The sequence below is a fragment of the Pseudomonas sp. B23(2017) genome, assembly GCF_002113725.1.
GTDB lineage: Bacteria > Pseudomonadota > Gammaproteobacteria > Pseudomonadales > Pseudomonadaceae > Aquipseudomonas > Aquipseudomonas putida_Z.
The window spans coordinates 147,980-168,354 of record NZ_NEJM01000002.1; the positions used below are offsets into that span (position 1 = coordinate 147,980).

Sequence of the window (20,375 nt, forward strand, 5' to 3'; positions counted from 1 at the left end):
CCCGCTAGAGCGGCAAAAGGAGCGAATTCATGTCTTTCAATATCGGCCTTAGCGGTCTGTACGCAGCAAACAAGCAACTGGATGTCACCGGCAACAACATCGCCAACGTCAACACCAACGGTTTCAAGTCGTCGCGTGCCGAGTTCGCCGATGTCTATGCAGGTTCCAACCGCCTGGGTGTGGGCAAGAACCAGGTGGGTAACGGTGTGCGCCTGGCAGCGGTTTCCCAGCAGTTCACCCAAGGTGACGTCAACACCACCGGCAACGTGCTGGACATGGGGATTCAGGGGCAGGGCTTCTTCGTGCTGTCCGATAACGGCTCGCGCGTATACACCCGTGCGGGTGCTTTCCAGGCCAGCAAGGACAACTTCGTGGTTACCTCGGACGGCTTGCGCCTGCAGGGCTATGCCGCCGACTCGACTGGCAAGATCCAGAAGGGCGTGCTCACCGATCTGCAGATCGATACGTCGTCGCTGCAGCCAAAGGCAACATCGCTGATCGACCAGGGTATCAACCTGAACTCTTCGGCCGCCGACATCCCGTTGGAAGTGGATGATGGCACTGGCGTGATGGTGCCGAACCTGCCGTTCGATCCTTCCGATCAGACGACTTACACCAAGTCTTTCCCGACCAAGGTGTACGACAGCCAGGGTAACGAGCACACCATGGAGCAGTTCTATCGCAAGACTGGCACCAATGAGTGGACCATGTACACCCTGGTCGATGGGCGCAACCCGTTTTCCCCATCCTCCACCGTGCCGCTGACTGGCACCATCAGCTTCAACAGCGATGGCTCGGTCAAGAGCATGACTGCGGACAATACCGGCCACCCGGCGGGCTCGTCGTTCACCGTGACCAACAACACCTTCACCATGACTGGCTGGGTGCCGGCGGTGGAAGATTCTGCGGGTAACTGGATTTCCAATGGCGCGGTGGGCAATGCCGATGGCATGCGCCTGGCGATGAACAGCACTACCTCCTACAACACCGAGACCGCGCGCATGTCGCAGTCTCAGGACGGCTACGCGACCGGTATCCTGTCGAGCCTGAGCATCGACTCGACCGGTGTGCTGTTCGCCAGCTTCAGCAACCAGCAATCCCGTGCCATTGGCCAGGTGGCCCTGGCCAGCTTCGCCAACGAGCAGGGCCTGCAGCAGATTGGTGGTACCCGCTGGACCGAAACCTACACGTCCGGCATCCCGGGCATCGATGCGCCGAAGACAGGTACCTTGGGCAGCGTCGAGTCCAACGCGCTGGAAGGCTCGAACGTGAACCTGACGCAGGAGCTGGTAGAGCTGATCAAGGCGCAGAGCAACTACCAGGCGAACGCCAAGACCATCTCCACTGAAAGCACCATCATGCAGACCGTCATCCAGATGGCCTGATGGTCGCTGGCTGAGTGTGTGTGGGCGAACCCCTTTTTCATGAAGGGGTTCGTCGTCTTTGCTGGAGGGGTCATGAAAAGGCTGGTTGTCACATTGGTCGCTGCTTTCTGCCTGTACCAGGCCCAGGCCGGTACCGCGCCCTGGTGGCGCTGGGAAAGCCAGGTGGATGGGCGCCTGGTCTGCTCGCAATGGCCGCCGGGGGATGGCTGGAAGAAGTTCGCCGGCCCCTACAGCAATGGTGGTTGCCGCGAGCCTTGATGAAGCCGGTACCGGCCCTTTGTTCATGACCGATTTATTTGGCAAGGCCGTTCAGTGGGAGTGTTGCTCTCGAGGTTGGCGCTGTACCTGTAGGAGCGGCCTTGTGTCGCGAAAGGGGTGCGAAGCGCCCCCGGGATTTCAGCTTCGCCGCATAGATTGCTGGGGCTGCTTTGCAGCCCTTTCGCGACACAAGGCCACTCCTACAGGGGTCGCGCCAAGACAGTTGCTCCCGCAGAGGCCGGTACAAGTTTGCCGCCATCGGCAACCCGGCGCCGGATAACCGGCGTTCGCGACTTGAGCAAGGCCTCCAAAAGCCCGTATCCACGGGCTTTTTCATGATTTCGCAAAGTTGGTTCGGAACTTGCTTTCTAGCTCGCATAGCAACGGCGAGCGGCAAACGACCGCCAGTGCAATGGAGGATGACTGTGGACAAGATGCTTTACGTGGCCATGACCGGTGCCAGCCAGAATGCGCTGGCGCAGAAGGCGCACGCCAACAACCTGGCGAACATTTCCACCAACGGTTTTCAGCGAGACCTGGAGCAGGCTCGCTCGATGCCGGTGTTCGGCGACAGCTTTCCGTCGCGCGCCTTTGCCATGACCGAGCGCCCGGCCACGGACTTCAGCGAAGGTCCGATGGTTGAAACCGGCCGCGATCTGGATGTGACGGTGACCGGCAAGGGCTTCATCGCCGTGCAGGCGCCCGATGGCAGTGAAGCCTACGTACGCACCGGCAGCCTGAACATCGATGCCCTCGGTGTGCTGCGTGCCGGCAACGGCATGCCGGTGATCGGCAACGGCGGCCCGATTGCGATTCCGCCAGAGCAAAAGGTCGAAGTCGGCGCCGATGGCACCATCAGCATCCGCTCCATGGGGGAAGACCCGCGCGTGATGGCCGAAGTCGACCGCATCAAGCTGGTCAACCCGGATACCAAAGGCCTGACCAAGGGCCTGGATGGCCTGATCCATACCCGCGACGGCCAACCGGCGGACGCCGACGTCAACGTGCGGGTGGTGTCGGGCTTCCTGGAAGGCAGCAATGTCAACGCCGTGGAAGAAATGACCTCGGTGCTGGCGCTGTCCCGTCAATTCGAACTGCACGTCAAGATGATGAACGCGGCCAAGGAAGGCGACGAAGCCATGGCGCGTGTTTTGCAAATCGGCTAATCACTTTTGAACGGGTGCCGTAAAACAGGCGCACGAGGAGAACTTACATGCTTCCGGCTCTTTGGGTCGCTAAAACCGGCCTGTCCGCCCAGGACACCAACCTGACGGTCATCTCCAACAACCTGGCCAACGTCTCGACCACCGGCTTCAAGCGTGATCGCGCCGAATTCCAGGACCTGCTGTACCAGATCAAACGCCAGCCGGGCGCGCAGTCCACCCAGGACAGCGAGCTGCCTTCCGGCCTGCAGGTCGGTACTGGTGTGCGCATTGTCGGCACCCAGAAGAACTTCCAGACCGGCAGCCTGCAGACCACGGAAAACCCGCTGGACATGGCGGTCAACGGCCGTGGTTTCTTCCAGGTATTGCAGCCGGACGGCACCGTTTCGTACACCCGTGACGGTACCTTCCACCTGAACTCCGACGGCCAGATCGTCACCGCCAACGGCTTCGCCCTGGAGCCTGCCATCGTCGTGCCGAACGACGCGCAGACCTTCACCGTCGGCCAGGACGGCACCGTGTCGATCACCACCGCCGGCAACCCGGCTGCGCAGGTGATCGGCAACATCCAGACCGCCGACTTCATCAACCCGGCCGGCCTGCAGGCGATTGGCGACAACCTGTTCCTCGAAACCGCCGCCAGTGGCGCGCCGCAAGTCGGCACCCCGGGCCTGAACGGTTTTGGCACCACCCTGCAGCAGACCCTGGAAAACTCCAACGTCAGCACCGTGGAAGAGCTGGTGAACATGATCACCACCCAGCGTGCCTACGAGATGAACTCCAAGGTCATTTCCACTGCTGACCAGATGCTGTCGTTCGTTACTCAACAGCTCTGAAGCAGGCAGCTCTAACCCCGTCACTCCGTTGCACCCGTGAGGTAAGCGTCATGAATCGTCTGTTGTCCGTTTTCGCCCTGGGGGGGGCGGTGTTGCTGGCAGGTTGCGTCGCGCCGACGCCCAAGCCCAACGACCCGTACTACGCGCCGGTACTGCCGCGCACCCCGTTGCCGGCAGCGGCCAACAACGGTTCGATCTACCAGGCCGGCTTCGAGCAGAACCTGTACAGCGACCGCAAGGCGTTCCGGGTGGGTGACATCATCACCATCACCCTCAACGAGCGCACATCGGCCAGCAAGAACGCCGGCTCGCAGATCCAGAAAAACAGCAACGCCAACATCGGCCTGACATCGTTGTTCGGCACTACGCCGAACACCAACAACCCGTTCGGCAGCGGTGACCTGTCGCTGGAGGCCGGCTACAGCGGCGAGCGCGCCACCAAGGGCGACAGCAAGGCCACTCAGGGCAACACCCTGACCGGTTCCATCACCGTGACCGTGGCCGAAGTGCTGCCCAACGGCATCATCGCCGTGCGCGGCGAGAAGTGGCTGACCCTGAACACCGGCGAAGAGCTGGTGCGCATTGCCGGCATGATCCGCGCCGACGACATCGCCACCGACAACACCGTGCCGTCCACTCGCGTGGCCGACGCGCGCATCACCTATTCCGGTACCGGCTCGTTCGCCGATGCCAGCCAGCCCGGGTGGCTGGACCGCTTCTTCATCAGCCCGCTTTGGCCTTTCTGAGTACGGATGACCATGTTCAACGTGAGGCAGCTGATTGCCGCAACCCTGCTCCTGTCCTGTGCCTTCGGCGCCCAGGCCGAGCGCCTGAAGGACATCGCCAGCATTTCTGGCGTGCGCTCCAACCAGCTGATCGGTTACGGCCTGGTGGTGGGGCTCAATGGTACGGGTGACCAGACCACCCAGACGCCGTTCACCCTGCAGACCTTCAACAACATGCTGTCGCAGTTCGGCATCAAGGTGCCGGCCGGCTCCGGCAACGTGCAGTTGAAAAACGTTGCCGCAGTGTCGGTGCATGCCGACCTGCCGGCGTTCGCCAAGCCAGGCCAGGTAGTGGACATTACCGTGTCCTCGATCGGTAACTCCAAGAGCCTGCGCGGCGGCAGCCTGCTGATGACCCCGCTCAAGGGTATCGATGGCAACGTCTATGCCGTGGCCCAGGGCAACCTGGTGGTGGGCGGCTTCGATGCCGAGGGCCGTGACGGTTCGAAGATCACCGTCAACGTTCCGTCGGCCGGTCGTATCCCTGGCGGTGCTACCGTCGAGCGTGCAGTGCCGAGCGGCTTCAATCAGGGCAACAGCCTGACCCTGAACCTCAACCGCCCCGACTTCACCACTGCCAAGCGCATCGTCGACAAGGTCAACGACCTGCTCGGCCCGGGCGTGGCCCAGGCCGTGGACGGCGGTTCGGTGCGGGTCACTGCGCCGATGGACCCGAGCCAGCGCGTGGACTATCTGTCGATCCTCGAAAACCTCGAGATCGACCCGGGCCAGGCAGTCGCCAAGGTCATCATCAACTCGCGCACCGGCACCATCGTCATTGGCCAGAACGTCAAGGTGTCGCCGGCCGCAGTGACCCACGGCAGCCTGACCGTGACCATTACCGAAGACCCGATCGTCAGCCAGCCGGGGCCGTTCTCCAATGGTCAGACCGCCGTGGTGCCGCGCTCGCGGGTGAACGCCGAGCAGGAAGCCAAGCCGATGTTCAAGTTCGGCCCGGGCACCACGCTGGATGAAATCGTCCGTGCGGTGAACCAGGTGGGCGCAGCGCCCAGCGACCTGATGGCCATCCTCGAAGCCCTGAAACAGGCCGGCGCCCTGCAGGCCGACCTGATCGTGATCTGAGGACGGCACGGATGAACAGCAAAAGCCTGGTTTCCGGCAGCGCCGACAGCGGCGCCTACACCGACCTCAACCGCCTGAGCTCGCTCAAGCATGGCGACCGCGACAGCGACGCCAACGTGCGCAAGGTGGCCCAGGAGTTCGAGTCGCTGTTCATCAGCGAAATGCTCAAGGCCTCGCGCAAGGCCAGCGACGTGCTGGCCGATGACAACCCGATGAACACCGAAACGGTGAAGCAGTACCGCGACATGTACGACCAGCAGCTGGCCGTGAGCATGTCCCGCGAAGGTGGCGGCATCGGGCTGCAGGACGTACTGGTGCGCCAGCTGTCGAAGAACAAGGGCACACCGGCCAACACCAGCCCGTTTCCGCGTATCGAGGGCAATGCCCCGACGCTGTGGGGCAACAAAGTGGCCGAGCCCGTGCATGCCGCGCAGCCGACCGCCACCCGCAACGACGTCGCCGCGCTCAATTCGCGACGCCTGGCGCTGCCGAGCAAGCTCACCGACCGCCTGATGGCCGGCATCGTGCCGTCGGCGGCCAGCACCAATACCGCAGCCGTGCCGGCCCGTGACGGCCAGCAAGTGGCCAAGGCCTTCGCCGTGCCGGACAACGGCCTGCGCATCCTCGGGCGCGCCGTGGCCCAGCCACCGCTGGCACCGAAAAAAGCCTTTGCCGACAGCGACGAGTTCGTCGCCACCATGCTGCCGATGGCCGAGCAGGCAGCCAGGCGCATCGGTATCGACCCGCGCTATCTGGTGGCGCAGGCCGCACTGGAAACCGGCTGGGGCAAATCGGTCATGCGCAACACCGATGGCAGCAGCAGCCACAACCTGTTCGGCATCAAGGCAACCGGCAACTGGGAAGGTGGCGAGGCGCGGGCGATCACCAGCGAGTTCCGCGATGGCCAGTTCGTCAAGGAGACGGCGGCGTTCCGTTCCTATGATTCCTACCAGGACAGCTTCCACGACCTGGTCAGCCTGCTACAGAACAATTCGCGCTATCAAGATGCGGTGAAGGCCGCCGATAAACCAGAACAGTTCGTGCAAGAGTTGCAAAAGGCCGGGTACGCCACCGACCCGAATTACGCCAGCAAGATCTCGCAGATCGCAAGACAGATGAAGTCGTACGAGCACTACGCAATGCTCGGTACCGCAACGAAACTTTAAGGGCATGGAACCATGGCGAGTCTGATCAACATTGGTATGTCGGGGCTTGGCGCCGCGCAATCGGGGATGTACACCCTCGGTAACAACATCGCCAACGCCGATGTCGAAAGCTACTCGCGCCAGCAGAACGTGCAGAAGACCAAGGGCGGGCAGCAAGTCGGCCAGGTGTTCATCGGCAGCGGTACTACCCTGGCGGATGTGCGCCGGGTCTATAACGCGTTCCTCGAGAACCAGCTGCGCAGCACCACCTCGCTGAGCAGCGATGCCACCTCGTACCTGAACCAGATCACGCCGCTGGATACCGCCCTGTCGAGCAGCGACACCGGTATCACTGCTGCACTGAAAAGCTTCTTCAGCGCCATGCAGGATGCCGCGGCCAAGCCGACCGAGGACGCCTCGCGCCAACTGCTGCTGACCAGCGCGCAGTCACTGGCCAAGCGCTTCAACACACTGTCGGCGCAGCTGAACCAGCAGAACAGCGACATCAATGCCAACATGGCGTCGATCGCTGACAAGGTCAACGCGCTGACCAAGTCGATTGCCGACCTCAACGGCCAGATCTCCAAGATGACGGCCGTCAATGGCCAGCCCAACGACCTGCTCGACCAGCGCGACGGCGCGGTGCGCGAGTTGTCGGCGCTGATCGGTGCCGACGTTGTAGAGCAGAAGAACGGCAACTACGACATCTACCTGAAGAACGGCCAGGCCCTGGTGCTGGGCAACACCACCCAGACCATCGGCGTGCAGCCGAGCGCCACCGACCCGACCCGCATGAGCCTGATCCTCAATCGCGGCTCGACCAAGATGGACATCACCAGCACCACGACCGGTGGTGAGCTCGGCGGCCTGATCCGCTACCGCAAGGATACCCTCGACCCGGCGCTCAACGAGCTCGGTCGCGTGGCCTTGGTAGTAGCCGATGCGATCAACAGCCAGCTGGCCCAGGGCATCGACAAGAACGGTGACTTCGGTGCCACCCTGTTTGGCGATATCAACAGCGCCGCGGCCATCAGCCAGCGCAGTGTCGCCAAGACCGGCAACAGCGCCGGCTCCGGCAACCTCGATGTGACCATCAAGGACACCGGCAAGCTCAGCACCAGCGATTACCAGGTGACCTTCACCAGCGCCACTGGCTACAGCGTGCGCAAGTTGCCGGAAGGCACCGACATGGGCAGTTTCGACCTCACCGACACGCCGCCTCCGGTGATCGACGGGTTCACCCTGTCGCTCAATGGTGGCGGCCTGAGTGCTGGCGACAGCTTCAAGATCACCCCGACCCGCAATGCGGCCGCCGGCATCGACACTGTCCTGACCGACCCGAAGCGCCTGGCCTTGGCTTCGCCACTGACCGCCACCAGCGGATCGGGCAACAAAGGTACCGGCGTCATCACCCAGCCGACGCTGACCTCGGAGATGGACATCTACGATGCCGCCCAGCGTTCGCAATTGCAGGCTGGCCTGAAGTATTCGACCCCGGTCAAGCTGGTGTTCGGCGATGACACCAGTTCGCCCCAGGCCTACAAGATGTACGACGCCAAGGGTACCGAGATCGGCAGCGGTACCATCGTGCCGGGCCAGGAGAACAAGTTGCAGCTGTCGGTGCCGATGGTCGATGGCAGTGGCAATTCGCTGGGCGGCAATTTCACCTTCGAGATGAGCGTTTCCGGCGCGCCGAAGAACGGCGACAGCTATACCGTGGCGCTGACCGGCGCAGGTTCGGCGGACAACCGCAACGCCTTGTCGGTGATCGACCTGCAGACCAAGTCCACGGTCGAGGTTGGCGCCAACGGCAAGGGCATCAGCTTCACCGATGCCTACGCCAAGCTGGTCTCCAATGTTGGCGGCAAGGCCGGCCAGGCACAGATGGACAGCGATGCGACCACTGCCTTGCATGCCTCAGCAGTGGAAAGCCGCAACGGCCTGTCGGGTGTGTCGATCGATGAAGAGACCGGCAACCTGGTCAAGTTCCAGCAGTACTACACCGCGTCGTCGCAGATCATCAAGGCGGCCCAGGAAACCTTCGCCACCCTGATCAACAGTCTTTAAGGAGCCGTAGATCGTGAGCGTACGCATCTCTACTTCGCAGTTCTACAACACCAACCAGGCCAACTACCAGAGCAACTTCGCCAAGACGGTGAAGAGCCAGCAGGAGGCAAGCGATGGCATTCGCGTGCGTTCGGCCAAGGATGACCCGGTGGGGGCGGCGCGTCTGCTGCAACTGGAGCAGCAGCAGAACATGCTGAAGCAGTACAGCGGCAACATCGTCAACGTACGTAACGCCCTGGGCACTGCCGAAAGCACCCTGAACTCCATCGGCACCATCCTGCAGCGGGTCAACGAGCTGGCGGTGAGCTCTGGCAACGGTACGTTCACCGATGCCGACCGCAAGGCCAACGCCGATGAACTGGCGTCGCTGGAAGACCAGCTGTTCTCGTTGATGAACAGCAAGGACGAGAACGGCAAGTACATCTTCTCCGGCTCCAAGGGCGATACCCCGCCTTACGCGCGCAATGCCGATGGCACCTACAGCTACCAGGGCGACCAGGGCAAGCTCAACCTGCAGGTGGGTGACATGCTCAGCCTGGCGGCCAATGAAACCGGCTACGACGCCTTCGAGCAGGCGCTCAACACCAGCCGTAGCCAGACCAGCCTGACCGCGCCGGCCACCGACGATGGCCGCATCAGCCTGTCCAACGGCCAGGTCTCTGGCAACAGCCTGTACAACGATCGCTTCCGCAGTGGCGAGCCGTACAGCATCGAATTCCTCAGCAGCACCGAATACAAGATCACCGACGTCGACGGCAATGACGTCACGCTCGAGGCCAGCCAGGGCGGCAAGTTCGACCCCAATGGCGACAACACCAGCATCAGCTTCCGCGGTGTCGATCTGCGCCTGGACATCACCTTCAAGGACGGCGACAAGGGTAATGAAGATGCCGCCATCGCAGGGCATACGTTCAGCCTGAGTTCCAAGGCCGATGAGGTTTCCGGCACCCGCAGCCCTGGCAATACCTCCTCCGAGCAGGTGACGGGTGCGACCATCACCGATCAGGCTGCCTACAAGGCCGCTTTCCCGGGCGGTGGCGCGGTGCTCAAGTTCACCGGCAGCAGCACCTTCGAGCTGTACGCCGCGCCGGTCACTGCTGACAGCCGCCCGGTGGCATCGGGTGCGCTGGGCGGGCCGAACGGCACCACCGCCACCGCGGCTGGGGTCAGCTTCGAGCTGTCCGGCGCACCGAATGCCGGGGACTCGTTCGCGGTCAAGGTCGATACCCACCAGACCCAGAACATCCTCGACACCATCGGCAAGCTGCGTACCGCGCTGACCAGCCCGGTGGACAACGACCCGGTGGCCCGGCAGAACTTCCTCGCCGCGCTGGATTCGGCCGTTGGCAACATCGCCAGCGCCACCAATCAGGTGTCGTCGTCGGTCAGTGCGATCGGTGGCCGTGGCCAGGCGCTGGATGTGCAGTCCGAAACCAACGAGGCGCTGAGCACCGAGAACACCAAGACCCAGAGCTCTATCCGCGAAAGCGACCCGGCTGAAGTGATGCTGCGCCTGCAGATGCAAACCAACATGCTGCAAGCGTCGCTGCAGGCCTATGCCAAGGTCGCCAGCTTGTCGTTGGTCAACTACATCTGATTTCACCTCTCTCGCGTCATCCGGCGTGTGCCAGCCCATTCGGTGCTGGCCACGCCACCTCTTCAAGGTCTTCGCCGTGAATCAACAGACCCTCGTCAGCATCGCCATCCCAGCCTTCAACCCCGAGTTCTTCCGCGCCACGTTGCTCAGCGCGCTCAACCAGGATTACTCGGCGCTGGAGGTGCTGGTCTGCGATGACAGCCGGGGCCTGGAGATCCAGCGTATCGTCGACGAGGTGGTAGGTGAGACCGGCAAGCCGGTGCGCTACGTGCGCAATCCGCAGACCCTTGGGTTCGCCCGCAACCTGCTGGCGTGCCTGGGGCATGCTGAAGGGCCGCTGATCAAGTTCCTCTGCGACGACGACCGACTGTTCCCCGAATGTGTCGGCCTGCAGGCCGCGGTCATGGAACAGCATGCCGATGTCAGCATGACCATCTGCCAGCGCATGCTGTGCGCGGCCGACGATGCCTTGCTACCGCCGCGCATGCTCAATGCGGTGATGTGCCCGGAGGATGCGGTAGTCAAGGGCAGCGACTTGCTCGAAGCGTTGGAGACGAACGCCCCCAACCTGTTCGGCGGCCTCAGCCATGCACTGATGCGCCGTGACCTGGTGGCCGAGTTCCTGCCGGCGTTGGTGCAGGAGGGCAGCGGGTTTGCCGCGCGCCTGGACATGGCGCTGTACATTTGCCTCATGCGCCGAGGCAACCTGGGGCACTTGTCACGCTTCCTCAGCATGGAGCGTCTGCACCCTGCGCGCCTGAGCCACCAGGCAGGCATGACCCTGGCCTTCCCCATCGAGACCGACTGGATAAAGGCAATGCTGGCCGCGCGGGCAAGCGAGGCCGCACCGGCCAGTGGCTGGGTGCGCTACTTGTCGCTGGAGCGGTACCAGGGCGAGCAGGGTGCGCAGTGGGACGAGTACGAACTCAACCGCCTGTACGGGGCACAGCAGGCCCGCCAGGCGCAGCAGGTTGGCACTGACTGCCTGTCGTTTGAAGAGGTGTATGCCCAGTGGCTGGAGTGCCGTGACCTGTCGGCTGCACAGCTCAAGGCGTTGCCCAAGCGCTTCGAACAGTGGCCCCGGCAGCCGCGCATCGTCCCGGTGATCTGGGCCGAGGCGGGTGAGGAACTGGCCCTGCGCGCGACCCTGGACAGCCTTGCCGCGCAGTCCTGTTCGGCAGCCGGCACCTGGCTGCTGGCACCGGCGACGCTGGAATTGGCAGGCCACCCGATCGCGGTTGAACGCATGCTCGTGCAGGGCAATGGCCTGGCCCAGCTGCAGGCGCGCCTGGCGCGTGCCGACGATGCCGACTGGATACTGCTGTTGCGCGCTGGCGACCGCCTGGTGCCCCATGCTCTGGCGATCATGGGCGAGCGCATGGCACTTCGCGAGCGGGCCTGCATCTATGTCGACGAAGGTAGCCATGACGGGCTGCGCCCGACAACACCCATCTTCAAGCCGGACTTCAACCTCGACCTGATGCGCAGCCTGCCATATGTAGGGCGCGTACTGGCATTCAACTGTACGGCGCTGCGCGAGGTCGGCGGCTTCGACCCGGACTTCGATACCCTTGCACCCCACGACCTGCTGTGGCGCCTGGCGGAACACCAGGGCTTGCAGGTCATCGAGCACATCGACGAACTCCTGGTGCATTGCCAGCACGACTTTGGCCAGTGGCTGCACGACCCGCGCTGCGCACAGCAGGCGCCACGCGTGGTGCGGGCCCATCTGCAGCGGCTGGGCGTCGATGCCGAGGTTGTCGGTGCCGAAGGCATGTCGTTGTGCCAAGTGGCGTACCGGCACCCGGAGCAAGCCCTGGTGTCGATCCTGGTTACGCTCGGGGACGACCTGAGCGCGGCGATGCGTTGTGTCGAGTCCGTGTTCGAACACACCCGGTATGGCCATTTCGAGGTGCTGCTGATCGCCTCGCCGGATACGCCTGCCGACCTGCGTCAATGGCTGCAGGCCATGCAGGGGCTGGGCAGCAACCAATTGCGGGTGATCGAGGTGGCCAGCGGCAGCCAGCTGGCGCAGTTGAACCAGGCCAGCGAGGCTGCCCGTGGCGACTACCTGCTGATGCTCGACTGCGCCTGCGCCGCCTTCGACCGGTCCTGGCTGGAGCAGTTGATGGCCCAGGCCCAGCGCCCGGAGGTTGGCGTGGTGGCGCCCAAGCTATGTACCCAAAGCGGCGAGATCTTTGGCGCCGGGCTGGTGCTGGGGCTGCATGGCGGCGTCAGCAGCCCGTTCGTTGGCATGCCGGCTGACAGCGGCGGCTACATGCTCCGGCTCAATGCCGTGCAGAACTGGAGCGCGCTGAGCCTGGACTGCCTGCTGGTGCGCCGCGAGCTGTTCGCCACGCTGGGCGGTTTCGACGTGCAGGGCCTCAAGGGCGGCCTGCAGGACGCCGACCTGTGCCTGCGCATCCGCGAACAGGGCTATCTGGCGGTGTGGACGCCCCATGCGGTGCTCGTTCGCTTCGCTTCGACCCGCGACGTGCGGACCGACAGCCAGCGCAAGGTGCTGGACAAGGACATCTTCCATGAACGCTGGTTGGCCAAGGTTGCCCGCGACCCTGCCTATAACCGCAACCTGAGCCTGAAGATGGCCAGCTTCAACCTCGATGCCGGACAGCGTCGTGGCTGGGACCCGTTCATCAGCCGTGTGCTGCCGTCGGTGTTGGCGTTGCCGATCAACACTTCGGCGGTCGGTCACTACCGGGTGGCACAGCCGTTCACCGAGCTGGAGCGTGCTGGCTGGATCCAGGGGCGGCTTGATTACAGTACTCCGGAGATGATCGAGATCGAGCGCGAGAAGCCCGACGTGATGATCTTGCAGTGTCGCTACACGGTCAATTCGATCGATGAAATGACGCGCTTCAAGCGCCTGTCGAACGCCCGACGCATCTACGAGATCGACGACTACATCATCGAGGTGCCGGAAAAGAACGCCCATGCGCGGAACATACCGGCCAACATGCGCGAGCTGGTCACCCAGGGTATTGCCTTGTGCGACCGGGTGGTGGTGTCGACCCAGCCGCTGGCCGATGCACTGTCGAGCATGCACCACGATATCCGGGTAGTCCCCAACATGCTCGCCGCCCCGCTGTGGGCCGGGCTGGCCAGCGAGCGCCAGACTAGCGCGCGGCCGCGCGTGGGCTGGGCGGGGGGCACCAGCCACCGGGGCGATCTGGAGCTGTTGCTGGACGTCATCAAGGCCCTGGCCGACGAGGTCGACTGGGTCTTCTTCGGTATGTGCCCGGATGCCCTGCGGCCTTATGTGAAGGAGTTCCACAAAGGCGTGCCCTTGGCGTCGTACCCGCAGAAGCTGGCCAGCCTCAACCTTGACCTGGCACTGGCGCCGCTCGAACAGAACCTGTTCAACGACTGCAAGAGCAACTTGCGCCTGCTTGAGTATGGTGCATGCGGCTTCCCGGTGATCTGCACCGACACCAAGGCCTATGACGGCTACCTGCCTTGCACGCGGGTGCGCAACAACACCTCGGAACAATGGCTGGATGCGATCCGCATGCACCTGGCCGACCCCCAGGCCAGCTACCGCCAGGGTGATGCCCTGCGCGAAACGGTGCTGCGGGACTACGTGCTGATGCCACACCACCTGCAACAGTGGGCCAACGCCTGGCTGGCGGATTGAACCTTGGGGCCTGCCACCGTCGGGCGCCAGACCAACAACATGAACAGGTGCCCTATGGCCGAAACCGTAATCGGGTCGCACAACCAAGTGACCGTCGTCCTGCTTGGGCATGAACAGCCGGACCATCGTGCCCGAGCCATCCATTACTATCGCCAGGCGGGCATTCCCTGCCTGGCCCTGGAGCCACTGCAGGCGGACACCGCGGGCGCGCAGTGCAGCGCCCGCCTGGCCCTGGCCTTGCAACAGGTCGCCACTCCGTTCGTGACCCTGGCCCTGGATGCCGATTTCGTGTTGGCGTCGGCCCTGCAGCAGGCCGCTGCCTGCTTGCATGCGCAACCTCAGGTGCAGGGCGCTCAGGGCTACGCGTTGGGCTATGCGCCGGGCAATGCCCAGGTTGCCTACCACAAGATGGGCTCGGCCTTCGAGGCCGCAGCCGATGACAGTGCGCGCGCACGCCTGCGCCAGTACGCCATGGCTGGTCAGCAGGCCTGGCGTGCGGTGCTGCGGGTCGGGGCAGTGCAGGCGCTGCTCGACACCTTGCCGGGCGAGCTGGATTTCGCTGGCTGGCGTGTGGCCTTGTCTTGCGCCCTGGTCGCCGCAGGCAGAATCGCGCAACTGGCGCAGACCGATGTGGTCTGCGAGTTCGCGCCGAGCATGCTGACCCCCGTGGCTCGCGACGAACAGCTGACCCGTACCGTGCGCCTGCTGCGCGAATGGGGGGGCGAGCTGTGCAATGACGAGGCCGGTTTTGCCGTACTCAATCGTTTTGTGCGCGCGACCTACGACCAGGGCGAAGCACCTTTGCTGTTCACCTCGCCATGGGGCACGGTGATCGGCGAACCGGAGCGCATTTTCGAGCCGCGGCAGTATGTCGAGTTGCCTTACTACAATGGCGCGCTGTTCGAGCGCCTGAGCGCGCTGGAATTCCTCTGCCATGCCTGGCCGACCGGGCAAGCCCACCGCCAGGCGCTGGAGGGCACCTGGGTGCGCCAGCGCGAGTTGTTGCAGGTGCACCCCAACGACACCGCCGAAACCTTGCAGCAGCGTTACTGGAAAGCGTTGGCGCTGGGCTTGTTCAACCTGGAGGTCTGCCAGCGCCTGGTACCGACCCTCACCGGCAATGACGATGGTGAGCGCGCCCGCGAACTGGGTGATTGGCTTGCGCGCCTGGAGGCGGTGCCCGGTATCGATGGCAACGGCTGGTTGCGCAGTACGGGGTCTGGCCAGGTGCTTGACGCGCTGGCCGCTGCCACGCCGGACAGGGCCGCGCAGCAGCGCCTGTTGGCGCACCTGAACAAGCGCCCGGGGGCGCAGGTCACCTTCGTGATTGCCGACCTGGGCGACGACGACCTGGCGTTGCAGGCGACCTTCGACAGCCTGCTGGCCAGCGGGTTGCGCCAGTTCAAGCTGGTGGTGCTCAAGGGTGGGAAGCCGCCGGCGATCACCACCGCCCGCGATACCCTGCATTTTGTGCAAGTCAATGAAAGCAACTGGGTCACCCACCTCAACCAGCAAGTGCGCCAACTGAGCAGCGATTGGCTGATGTTGCTGGAGGCCGGCGATACCTTGGTCAGTGGTGGCTTGCTGCGCTTGCAGCAGGAGCTGGCCGAAGCCCCGGGTTGCCAGGCGGTCTGTGCCAATGAAGTGCAGCGTGACACCGAGGGCCGCCTGCATGGCGTGGTTCGCCCAGGCAGCAACCTCGACCTGCTGCGTGCACAACCGGGGCTGATGTCGCGACATTGGTGCGTGCGCCGCGAGACCGTGGTGGAGTTGGGTGGCTACAGCGAAACCTGCCGCCATGCATTGGAGTTCGACTTGCTGTTGCGCCTGGTGGAGCAGCATGGGCAGGGCGGCCTGGCACACATGGACGAATACCTCGTGGTGGGCAGCCAGGCGACGCCGGCGCTGCAGGCCGATGCGCTGCTTACGCTCAAGCGGCACCTGACGCTGCTGGGTTACCGTGGTGAAGTGCACGACCAGGGCGAGGCTGGCCTGGTGGTGGACTTCCGCCATTCGGCCACACCGCTGGTGAGCATTCTGGTAGCCGCCGAAGGTGACGTGCAGCGTTTGCAGGCTTGCCTGACCAGCGTCCTGCAGCGCACCCGTTACCCGCGCTACGAGCTGCGGGTTGCCTGTAATTCCGAACACGCCGAAGCTACCGCTGCCGCGCTGCAAGGCTTTGGCCAGCGTGTCGTGCTGCTGGCAGGCACGGCGAGCGGGCGTGAGGCGTTGCTCAACCTGGCGGCGGAACAGGCTCGGGGTGAATACCTGCTGCTGCTTGCCGAGCACTGCGAAGTGATTTCGCCGGCCTGGATCGAAGGGTTGCTCAACGAGGGGCTCAGGCCTGAAGTAGGTGTCGTCGGCGCTCGTCTGCTCGCGCGCGACGGCACGGTTGTGCATGCTGGCTTCGACTTGTTGCAGGGGCCGGTGCTGCACCAGCCATGGCAGGGCATGTCGGTGGTGGATTGCGGCAAGGCACGCTGGCCAGCGTCGGTGCGTAACTGCGCCGCGGTTTCCGCCGACTGCATGTTGCTGCGCCGTGATCTGTTCGACCATTGCGGTGGCCTGCGGCCGTTACGGGCGTTCGACCTGGACGTCTGCCTGGCGGCGGCGGCGGCGGGCTTGCTGGTGGCCTGGACGCCTGTGGCGCAGCTGTTCGACGATGCGCCGAACGTGGCCGACCCGGTGGCCTGTGGCGTGTTGCAGGCGCGTTGGCCTGACGCGTTTGCCAGCACTTGGGCCAGTGATGCGCTGAGTCCTGCGCGTCAGCACTGAGCCAGGCATTCGGCCAGCGTCGTCTGGCAATGCGGCAAAAAAAATCCGCTACCTGTCGTGGGTAGCGGATTTTTCATTGCCTGGCGGCAGTGGCGGCTGAGTGCGCGACTCAGCCACCATCGATCAACCTGGCAGCCAGGCCGACGCCAGCCTCTGCAGGTAGGCTGCGTCAGCCATGGCTGCCTGGCCCACCTGCGCACGCAGTGCCGCGCCTTGGTGGTTCCGGGCTGGCTCATCGTCGACCAAGGCAGTGATGGCATCGTTCCAGGCCGATACTTCATTGGCCGCACGCGTGACGCACAGGCTGGCGGGCAGGGTGGCTACGTCGCTGCAGGCCACCGCATAGCCGCAGGCGCCGAGTTGCATCAGTGCCAAGGCGTCGTCGTATGCAGCCTGGGTGCTGTCGCTGCGAATCAGCAGGGCAGCATCAAGGTTCAGGCTGGCCAGCAGCCTGGGCGAATGCTGTACCTGTGCCGGGTGCAGTTCGCGGGCATGCTGTTGCAGGTGTGCCGGTACATCTCCCCAAAGTACCCAGTCCACGCGTGAGGCCCAGTGACGAACCACCTGCTCGGCCAGTTCGGCCGTGGCCGGGTCGTTGCCGAGGAAGGCACAGCCGAGGCGAGGCTTGCCTTCGAGTCGAACAGGTCGCGGCAGGTCTGCCCATTGTCCATCGAGTCGGTTGTCGATGACCTGGATATCGTCATGCAGGCCCTCGAGGTTGTTGGCCAGTGCCTGGCTGCAGACCACGATGCGGTCCACCATGCGCGCCGCTTGCTCGAGGGTGTCGCGTTCTGCGGCGGTGTTCGGCAGGGCAGTCACCTGAAGGATCTTGAACGCCGACGACAGGCCCAGCATCTGGCTCAGGCGCGGCAGCCGGCGAGCGTCGCAGGTGTGCTGGAGCACGATCACGTCAGGGCGCAGGCGTTGCACTTCGACCGGGCTGAGCAGGCGATCGCTAACGCAGCCGTCGATCTGCCCTGCGTCACGCAGGTTGTTGAATGCCGCTTGCAGTTGCGCCGCAGCATGCTCGTCCTGGCTCGGGCAGGCCAGCACCACAGGCAGCGGACGCCAGCACAACGGCCGCCAGCTCAGCTCCATCAAGCGCTCGAATTCAAAGCCGCTGCCATGCAGGGAAAGGTGCCGGTTGTGTGCCGGATCGTTGGCCAGCTGGGGCAGCCACTTGGCATAGGCATTGTGCTGATCCTGGGCGAAGCGTTCGCGCATCTGCGGCAGTTTGCGCACTTGTGCCCAGCTGGCGCCCCCTTCATGAACCAGCGTGGCATGCGGCGTCCAGACGTTCAGGTAGCCCATCTCGACCAGCTTCAGGCACAAGTCGAGATCGTTGCAGGTGACCTGGAAGTGTTCGTCGTCCATGCCGTTGGCAGCCAGGTAAAGCGCTTTATCGACCATCAGGCAGCTGGCACTGACAGCGCTCATGCTCTGGTCGACGTGCAGGCGCTGCAGGTAGCCGCTGGCGTTGGCGGGTTGGTCCAGCGATGGGCTGCCGGCAGGGCCATGCAGGCCGCCGATCAGCCCGGCGTGCTGGATACGCCCTGCAGGTGTCAGTAATTTGGCCCCGACCGCGCCGACTTCAGGGCGTTGGGCGTGGTTGAGCAGTTCGTCCAGCCAATGCCCGTCGAGCACAGCCACATCGTTGTTCATCAACACCAGGTATTCACCGCGGGCCTGCCCTGCGGCGAAGTTGTTGATGGCGCTGAAGTTGAACGGCCCAGGGTAGCGCAGCACGCTCAGGCGGTCCTGGCCGATCATGGCCATGTTGTTCAGCCAGTCATGGGTCTGCTGGTCCTGGCTGTCGTTGTCGACCAGGATGATTTCAAAATGTGGGTAGCCTGTCTTTTCCAGCAGGCTTTCCACGCAGCGTTGCAGCAGGGCCAGGTTGTCGCGGGTCGGGATAATGATCGATACAAGCGGTTGCTGCGCATGACCGTACTTGATGTGGTAATGGCGAGCGGGGCTTTCCAGCACTTGCGCGTTGACGTAGCCGCGGTTGGCCAGATGTCGGCTGATGGCATTTCGCTCGTCGGCGTTGTCTTCGATCAAAGGGGTGTTGCTGACGATGAAGGCTTCATCGAGGTGAGCAATGCCGGCCAGGCCGTCCTGTTCGATCAGGCGCAGGGTCAGGTCCAGTTCCAATGCACGTGGCAGGCTCGGGTCGTAGCCGCCGACCTGCAGCGCCAAGGTTCGCCGTACCAGCCAGTGGGACGCCATGGCCAGCGGCAGGCTCAGCAGGTAGTCGAGGTTGACGCCTGGGCGCAATACGGCGCCAGGGCCTTCGGCGGAGCGGAACATGCCATCGCAGTACAGCATGCGGCAGCCTTCGGCACCGGCAAGTTCCAGGTCCAGCATCAGGGCGCCGGACGGCAGGATCTCGTCACCAGCGTCGAGCAGCATCATCCAGTCGCTGTCTTCGCGTTGCAGGGCCTCGTTCAGTTCGAGGGCGCCCGGGGCCGTGCAATGCAGCCAGCGCACACCTGCGGCAAGTGCTGGTGGCGCTGTCCGGGTGCTGAGCACCACGGTGCTCAGGCGGATGGAGGACGACGTGCGCCACCAGGCGATGCTGTCGAGCGTGTCCTGGAGTGCGGCGGCATCGCCTTTTTCATCACGTACCAGCAAGGTCAGGCTGGTCAGCCCCGACAGTTGCTGGCGACGTGCGTCGGTCAGCTGCTGCTGCACGGGGGTGAGTTGGCGCTGCAGCAGCCAGTCCCTGACTGAAGGCACCTGGCTTTGCACAACGTGGCGCACCGCCGCGCGCTGGGTGGTATCGATGAACCGCTGCAGTTGCGGCCAGAAGGCCCGCTCGATATCCAGCCAGCGCATACGCGCTTGCATCACGCTTGCACGGGCGCGCTCCAGCCCCCCGGGCTCGTGGTACAAGGCCGAACCGGCGTTACCGAACTGTTCGACGAATGGCTGGGCCGTGACATGGCCGCCTGGCATGTAGATGACCGGGCAGCCGCACAGCATGGCTTCTGTGCAGGTGGCGGAAATCTCGTAGCTGTACAGCACCGAGGCCTGACGGAAGATCTGCGCCAGTTGCGCAAGTGTCTTCGGGTTGGCCAGGCTCAGCACTTCGATGTCGTCCGGCAGCAGCGAGTAGTCGACCTTGGTCTTGTCGAAGCGATTGAGGTAGAGGTAGTGACCGCGACGTTCGATCGGCTCGGCAGGTGGCGAGAACAGTTCCGAGTCGATTACCGGCAGCAGCAGCAGGTCGTCGCTCTTGGCATTACCGCGAAAATCCTGGGTGTAGTAGAAGAACAGGTCCGATTCCCGGGCATCGATGGCCCTGCCGGTCAGGAAGCCTTCACGGTTGAGGATGTAGCGGGCCACGATCGGTGCGCCGATCGGGTTGCCATCGGCGACTTCCGGGTACACCGCGATGGGGGCCAGGCCAAGGGCCATGTGGCGCAGGCGGATCTCATCGGTGAGGATCGGCGTGCGCAGCGCTGGGTTGACCTTGCAATGAGTCACGTAGGCTTCATGACCTGCCAGGTTCAGGGCGTGGCAAAGGTAATGCAGCACGCACACACCGGAAGAGGTTTCGCGGTAATCGGGTGCGCAGATGTAGTAGGGGTGGCGCGGCTTGCCGTGCAGGCTTGCAGGGGTCATGT

General features: G+C 64.0%; 12 protein-coding genes. 11 read left to right on the top strand and 1 reads right to left on the bottom strand.

Annotation, left to right across the window (positions count from 1 at the left end):
* The first annotated feature begins 29 nt into the window (after positions 1 to 29).
* The 11 genes from flgE to CAG46_RS04080 all read left to right on the top strand — a co-directional run bounded on the left by flgE (position 30) and on the right by CAG46_RS04080 (position 16,746).
* Positions 30 to 1,385, top strand: coding sequence for a flagellar hook protein FlgE (gene flgE / locus CAG46_RS04025; protein WP_075045942.1), 1,356 nt, complete (start codon positions 30 to 32; stop codon positions 1,383 to 1,385).
* Positions 1,386 to 1,457: 72 nt separating this feature from the next.
* The gene (locus CAG46_RS04030) at positions 1,458 to 1,643 is read left to right on the top strand and encodes a hypothetical protein (protein WP_039612679.1); all 186 of its coding nucleotides are present in this window, start codon (positions 1,458 to 1,460) and stop codon (positions 1,641 to 1,643) included.
* 425 nt (positions 1,644 to 2,068) lie between these two features.
* Positions 2,069 to 2,809, top strand: a complete 741-nt coding sequence (locus tag CAG46_RS04040) for a flagellar basal body rod protein FlgF (protein ID WP_015271240.1) — start codon at positions 2,069 to 2,071, stop codon at positions 2,807 to 2,809.
* A 47-nt stretch (positions 2,810 to 2,856) separates the two neighbouring features.
* Complete coding sequence (gene flgG, locus CAG46_RS04045) at positions 2,857 to 3,642, top strand: flagellar basal-body rod protein FlgG (RefSeq protein WP_015271239.1); 786 nt, start codon at positions 2,857 to 2,859, stop codon at positions 3,640 to 3,642.
* Between the two features lie 50 nt (positions 3,643 to 3,692).
* Positions 3,693 to 4,388 (top strand): flagellar basal body L-ring protein FlgH, encoded by a 696-nt coding sequence (gene flgH, locus CAG46_RS04050; RefSeq protein WP_015271238.1) that lies wholly within the window; start codon positions 3,693 to 3,695, stop codon positions 4,386 to 4,388.
* Between the two features lie 12 nt (positions 4,389 to 4,400).
* On the top strand, positions 4,401 to 5,510 hold the full coding sequence (locus tag CAG46_RS04055; protein WP_015271237.1) for a flagellar basal body P-ring protein FlgI: 1,110 nt from the start codon (positions 4,401 to 4,403) through the stop codon (positions 5,508 to 5,510).
* A gap of 11 nt (positions 5,511 to 5,521) precedes the next feature.
* The gene (flgJ, locus tag CAG46_RS04060; RefSeq protein ID WP_085614547.1) at positions 5,522 to 6,676 is read left to right on the top strand and encodes a flagellar assembly peptidoglycan hydrolase FlgJ; all 1,155 of its coding nucleotides are present in this window, start codon (positions 5,522 to 5,524) and stop codon (positions 6,674 to 6,676) included.
* A gap of 12 nt (positions 6,677 to 6,688) precedes the next feature.
* Positions 6,689 to 8,722 carry a flagellar hook-associated protein FlgK gene (gene flgK / locus CAG46_RS04065; protein ID WP_085614546.1) on the top strand — a complete coding sequence of 678 codons (2,034 nt, stop codon included), beginning with the start codon at positions 6,689 to 6,691 and terminating at the stop codon, positions 8,720 to 8,722.
* A 13-nt stretch (positions 8,723 to 8,735) separates the two neighbouring features.
* The gene (locus CAG46_RS04070) at positions 8,736 to 10,319 is read left to right on the top strand and encodes a flagellar hook-associated protein 3 (protein WP_085614545.1); all 1,584 of its coding nucleotides are present in this window, start codon (positions 8,736 to 8,738) and stop codon (positions 10,317 to 10,319) included.
* Positions 10,320 to 10,395: 76 nt separating this feature from the next.
* Positions 10,396 to 13,971 carry a glycosyltransferase gene (locus tag CAG46_RS04075; RefSeq protein WP_085614544.1) on the top strand — a complete coding sequence of 1,192 codons (3,576 nt, stop codon included), beginning with the start codon at positions 10,396 to 10,398 and terminating at the stop codon, positions 13,969 to 13,971.
* A gap of 54 nt (positions 13,972 to 14,025) precedes the next feature.
* The gene (locus CAG46_RS04080) at positions 14,026 to 16,746 is read left to right on the top strand and encodes a glycosyltransferase (protein ID WP_085614543.1); all 2,721 of its coding nucleotides are present in this window, start codon (positions 14,026 to 14,028) and stop codon (positions 16,744 to 16,746) included.
* Positions 16,747 to 16,869: 123 nt separating this feature from the next.
* Here the strand turns inward: CAG46_RS04080 and CAG46_RS04085 are convergent, their stop codons facing one another.
* Positions 16,870 to 20,373, bottom strand: coding sequence for a glycosyltransferase family 2 protein (locus tag CAG46_RS04085; protein ID WP_085614542.1), 3,504 nt, complete (start codon positions 20,371 to 20,373; stop codon positions 16,870 to 16,872).
* Between the last annotated feature and the right edge of the window lie 2 nt (positions 20,374 to 20,375).

Excerpts from the sequence above, each read along its gene's own strand:
- flgE (WP_075045942.1), top strand. The coding sequence starts at position 30 with ATGTCTTTCAATATCGGCCTTAGCGGTCTGTACGCAGCAAACAAGCAA.
- CAG46_RS04030 (WP_039612679.1), top strand. The coding sequence starts at position 1,458 with ATGAAAAGGCTGGTTGTCACATTGGTCGCTGCTTTCTGCCTGTACCAG.
- flgG (WP_015271239.1), top strand. The coding sequence starts at position 2,857 with ATGCTTCCGGCTCTTTGGGTCGCTAAAACCGGCCTGTCCGCCCAGGAC.
- flgH (WP_015271238.1), top strand. The coding sequence starts at position 3,693 with ATGAATCGTCTGTTGTCCGTTTTCGCCCTGGGGGGGGCGGTGTTGCTG.
- CAG46_RS04055 (WP_015271237.1), top strand. The coding sequence starts at position 4,401 with ATGTTCAACGTGAGGCAGCTGATTGCCGCAACCCTGCTCCTGTCCTGT.
- flgJ (WP_085614547.1), top strand. The coding sequence starts at position 5,522 with ATGAACAGCAAAAGCCTGGTTTCCGGCAGCGCCGACAGCGGCGCCTAC.
- flgK (WP_085614546.1), top strand. The coding sequence starts at position 6,689 with ATGGCGAGTCTGATCAACATTGGTATGTCGGGGCTTGGCGCCGCGCAA.
- CAG46_RS04080 (WP_085614543.1), top strand. The coding sequence starts at position 14,026 with ATGGCCGAAACCGTAATCGGGTCGCACAACCAAGTGACCGTCGTCCTG.
- CAG46_RS04085 (WP_085614542.1), bottom strand. The coding sequence starts at position 20,373 with ATGACCCCTGCAAGCCTGCACGGCAAGCCGCGCCACCCCTACTACATC.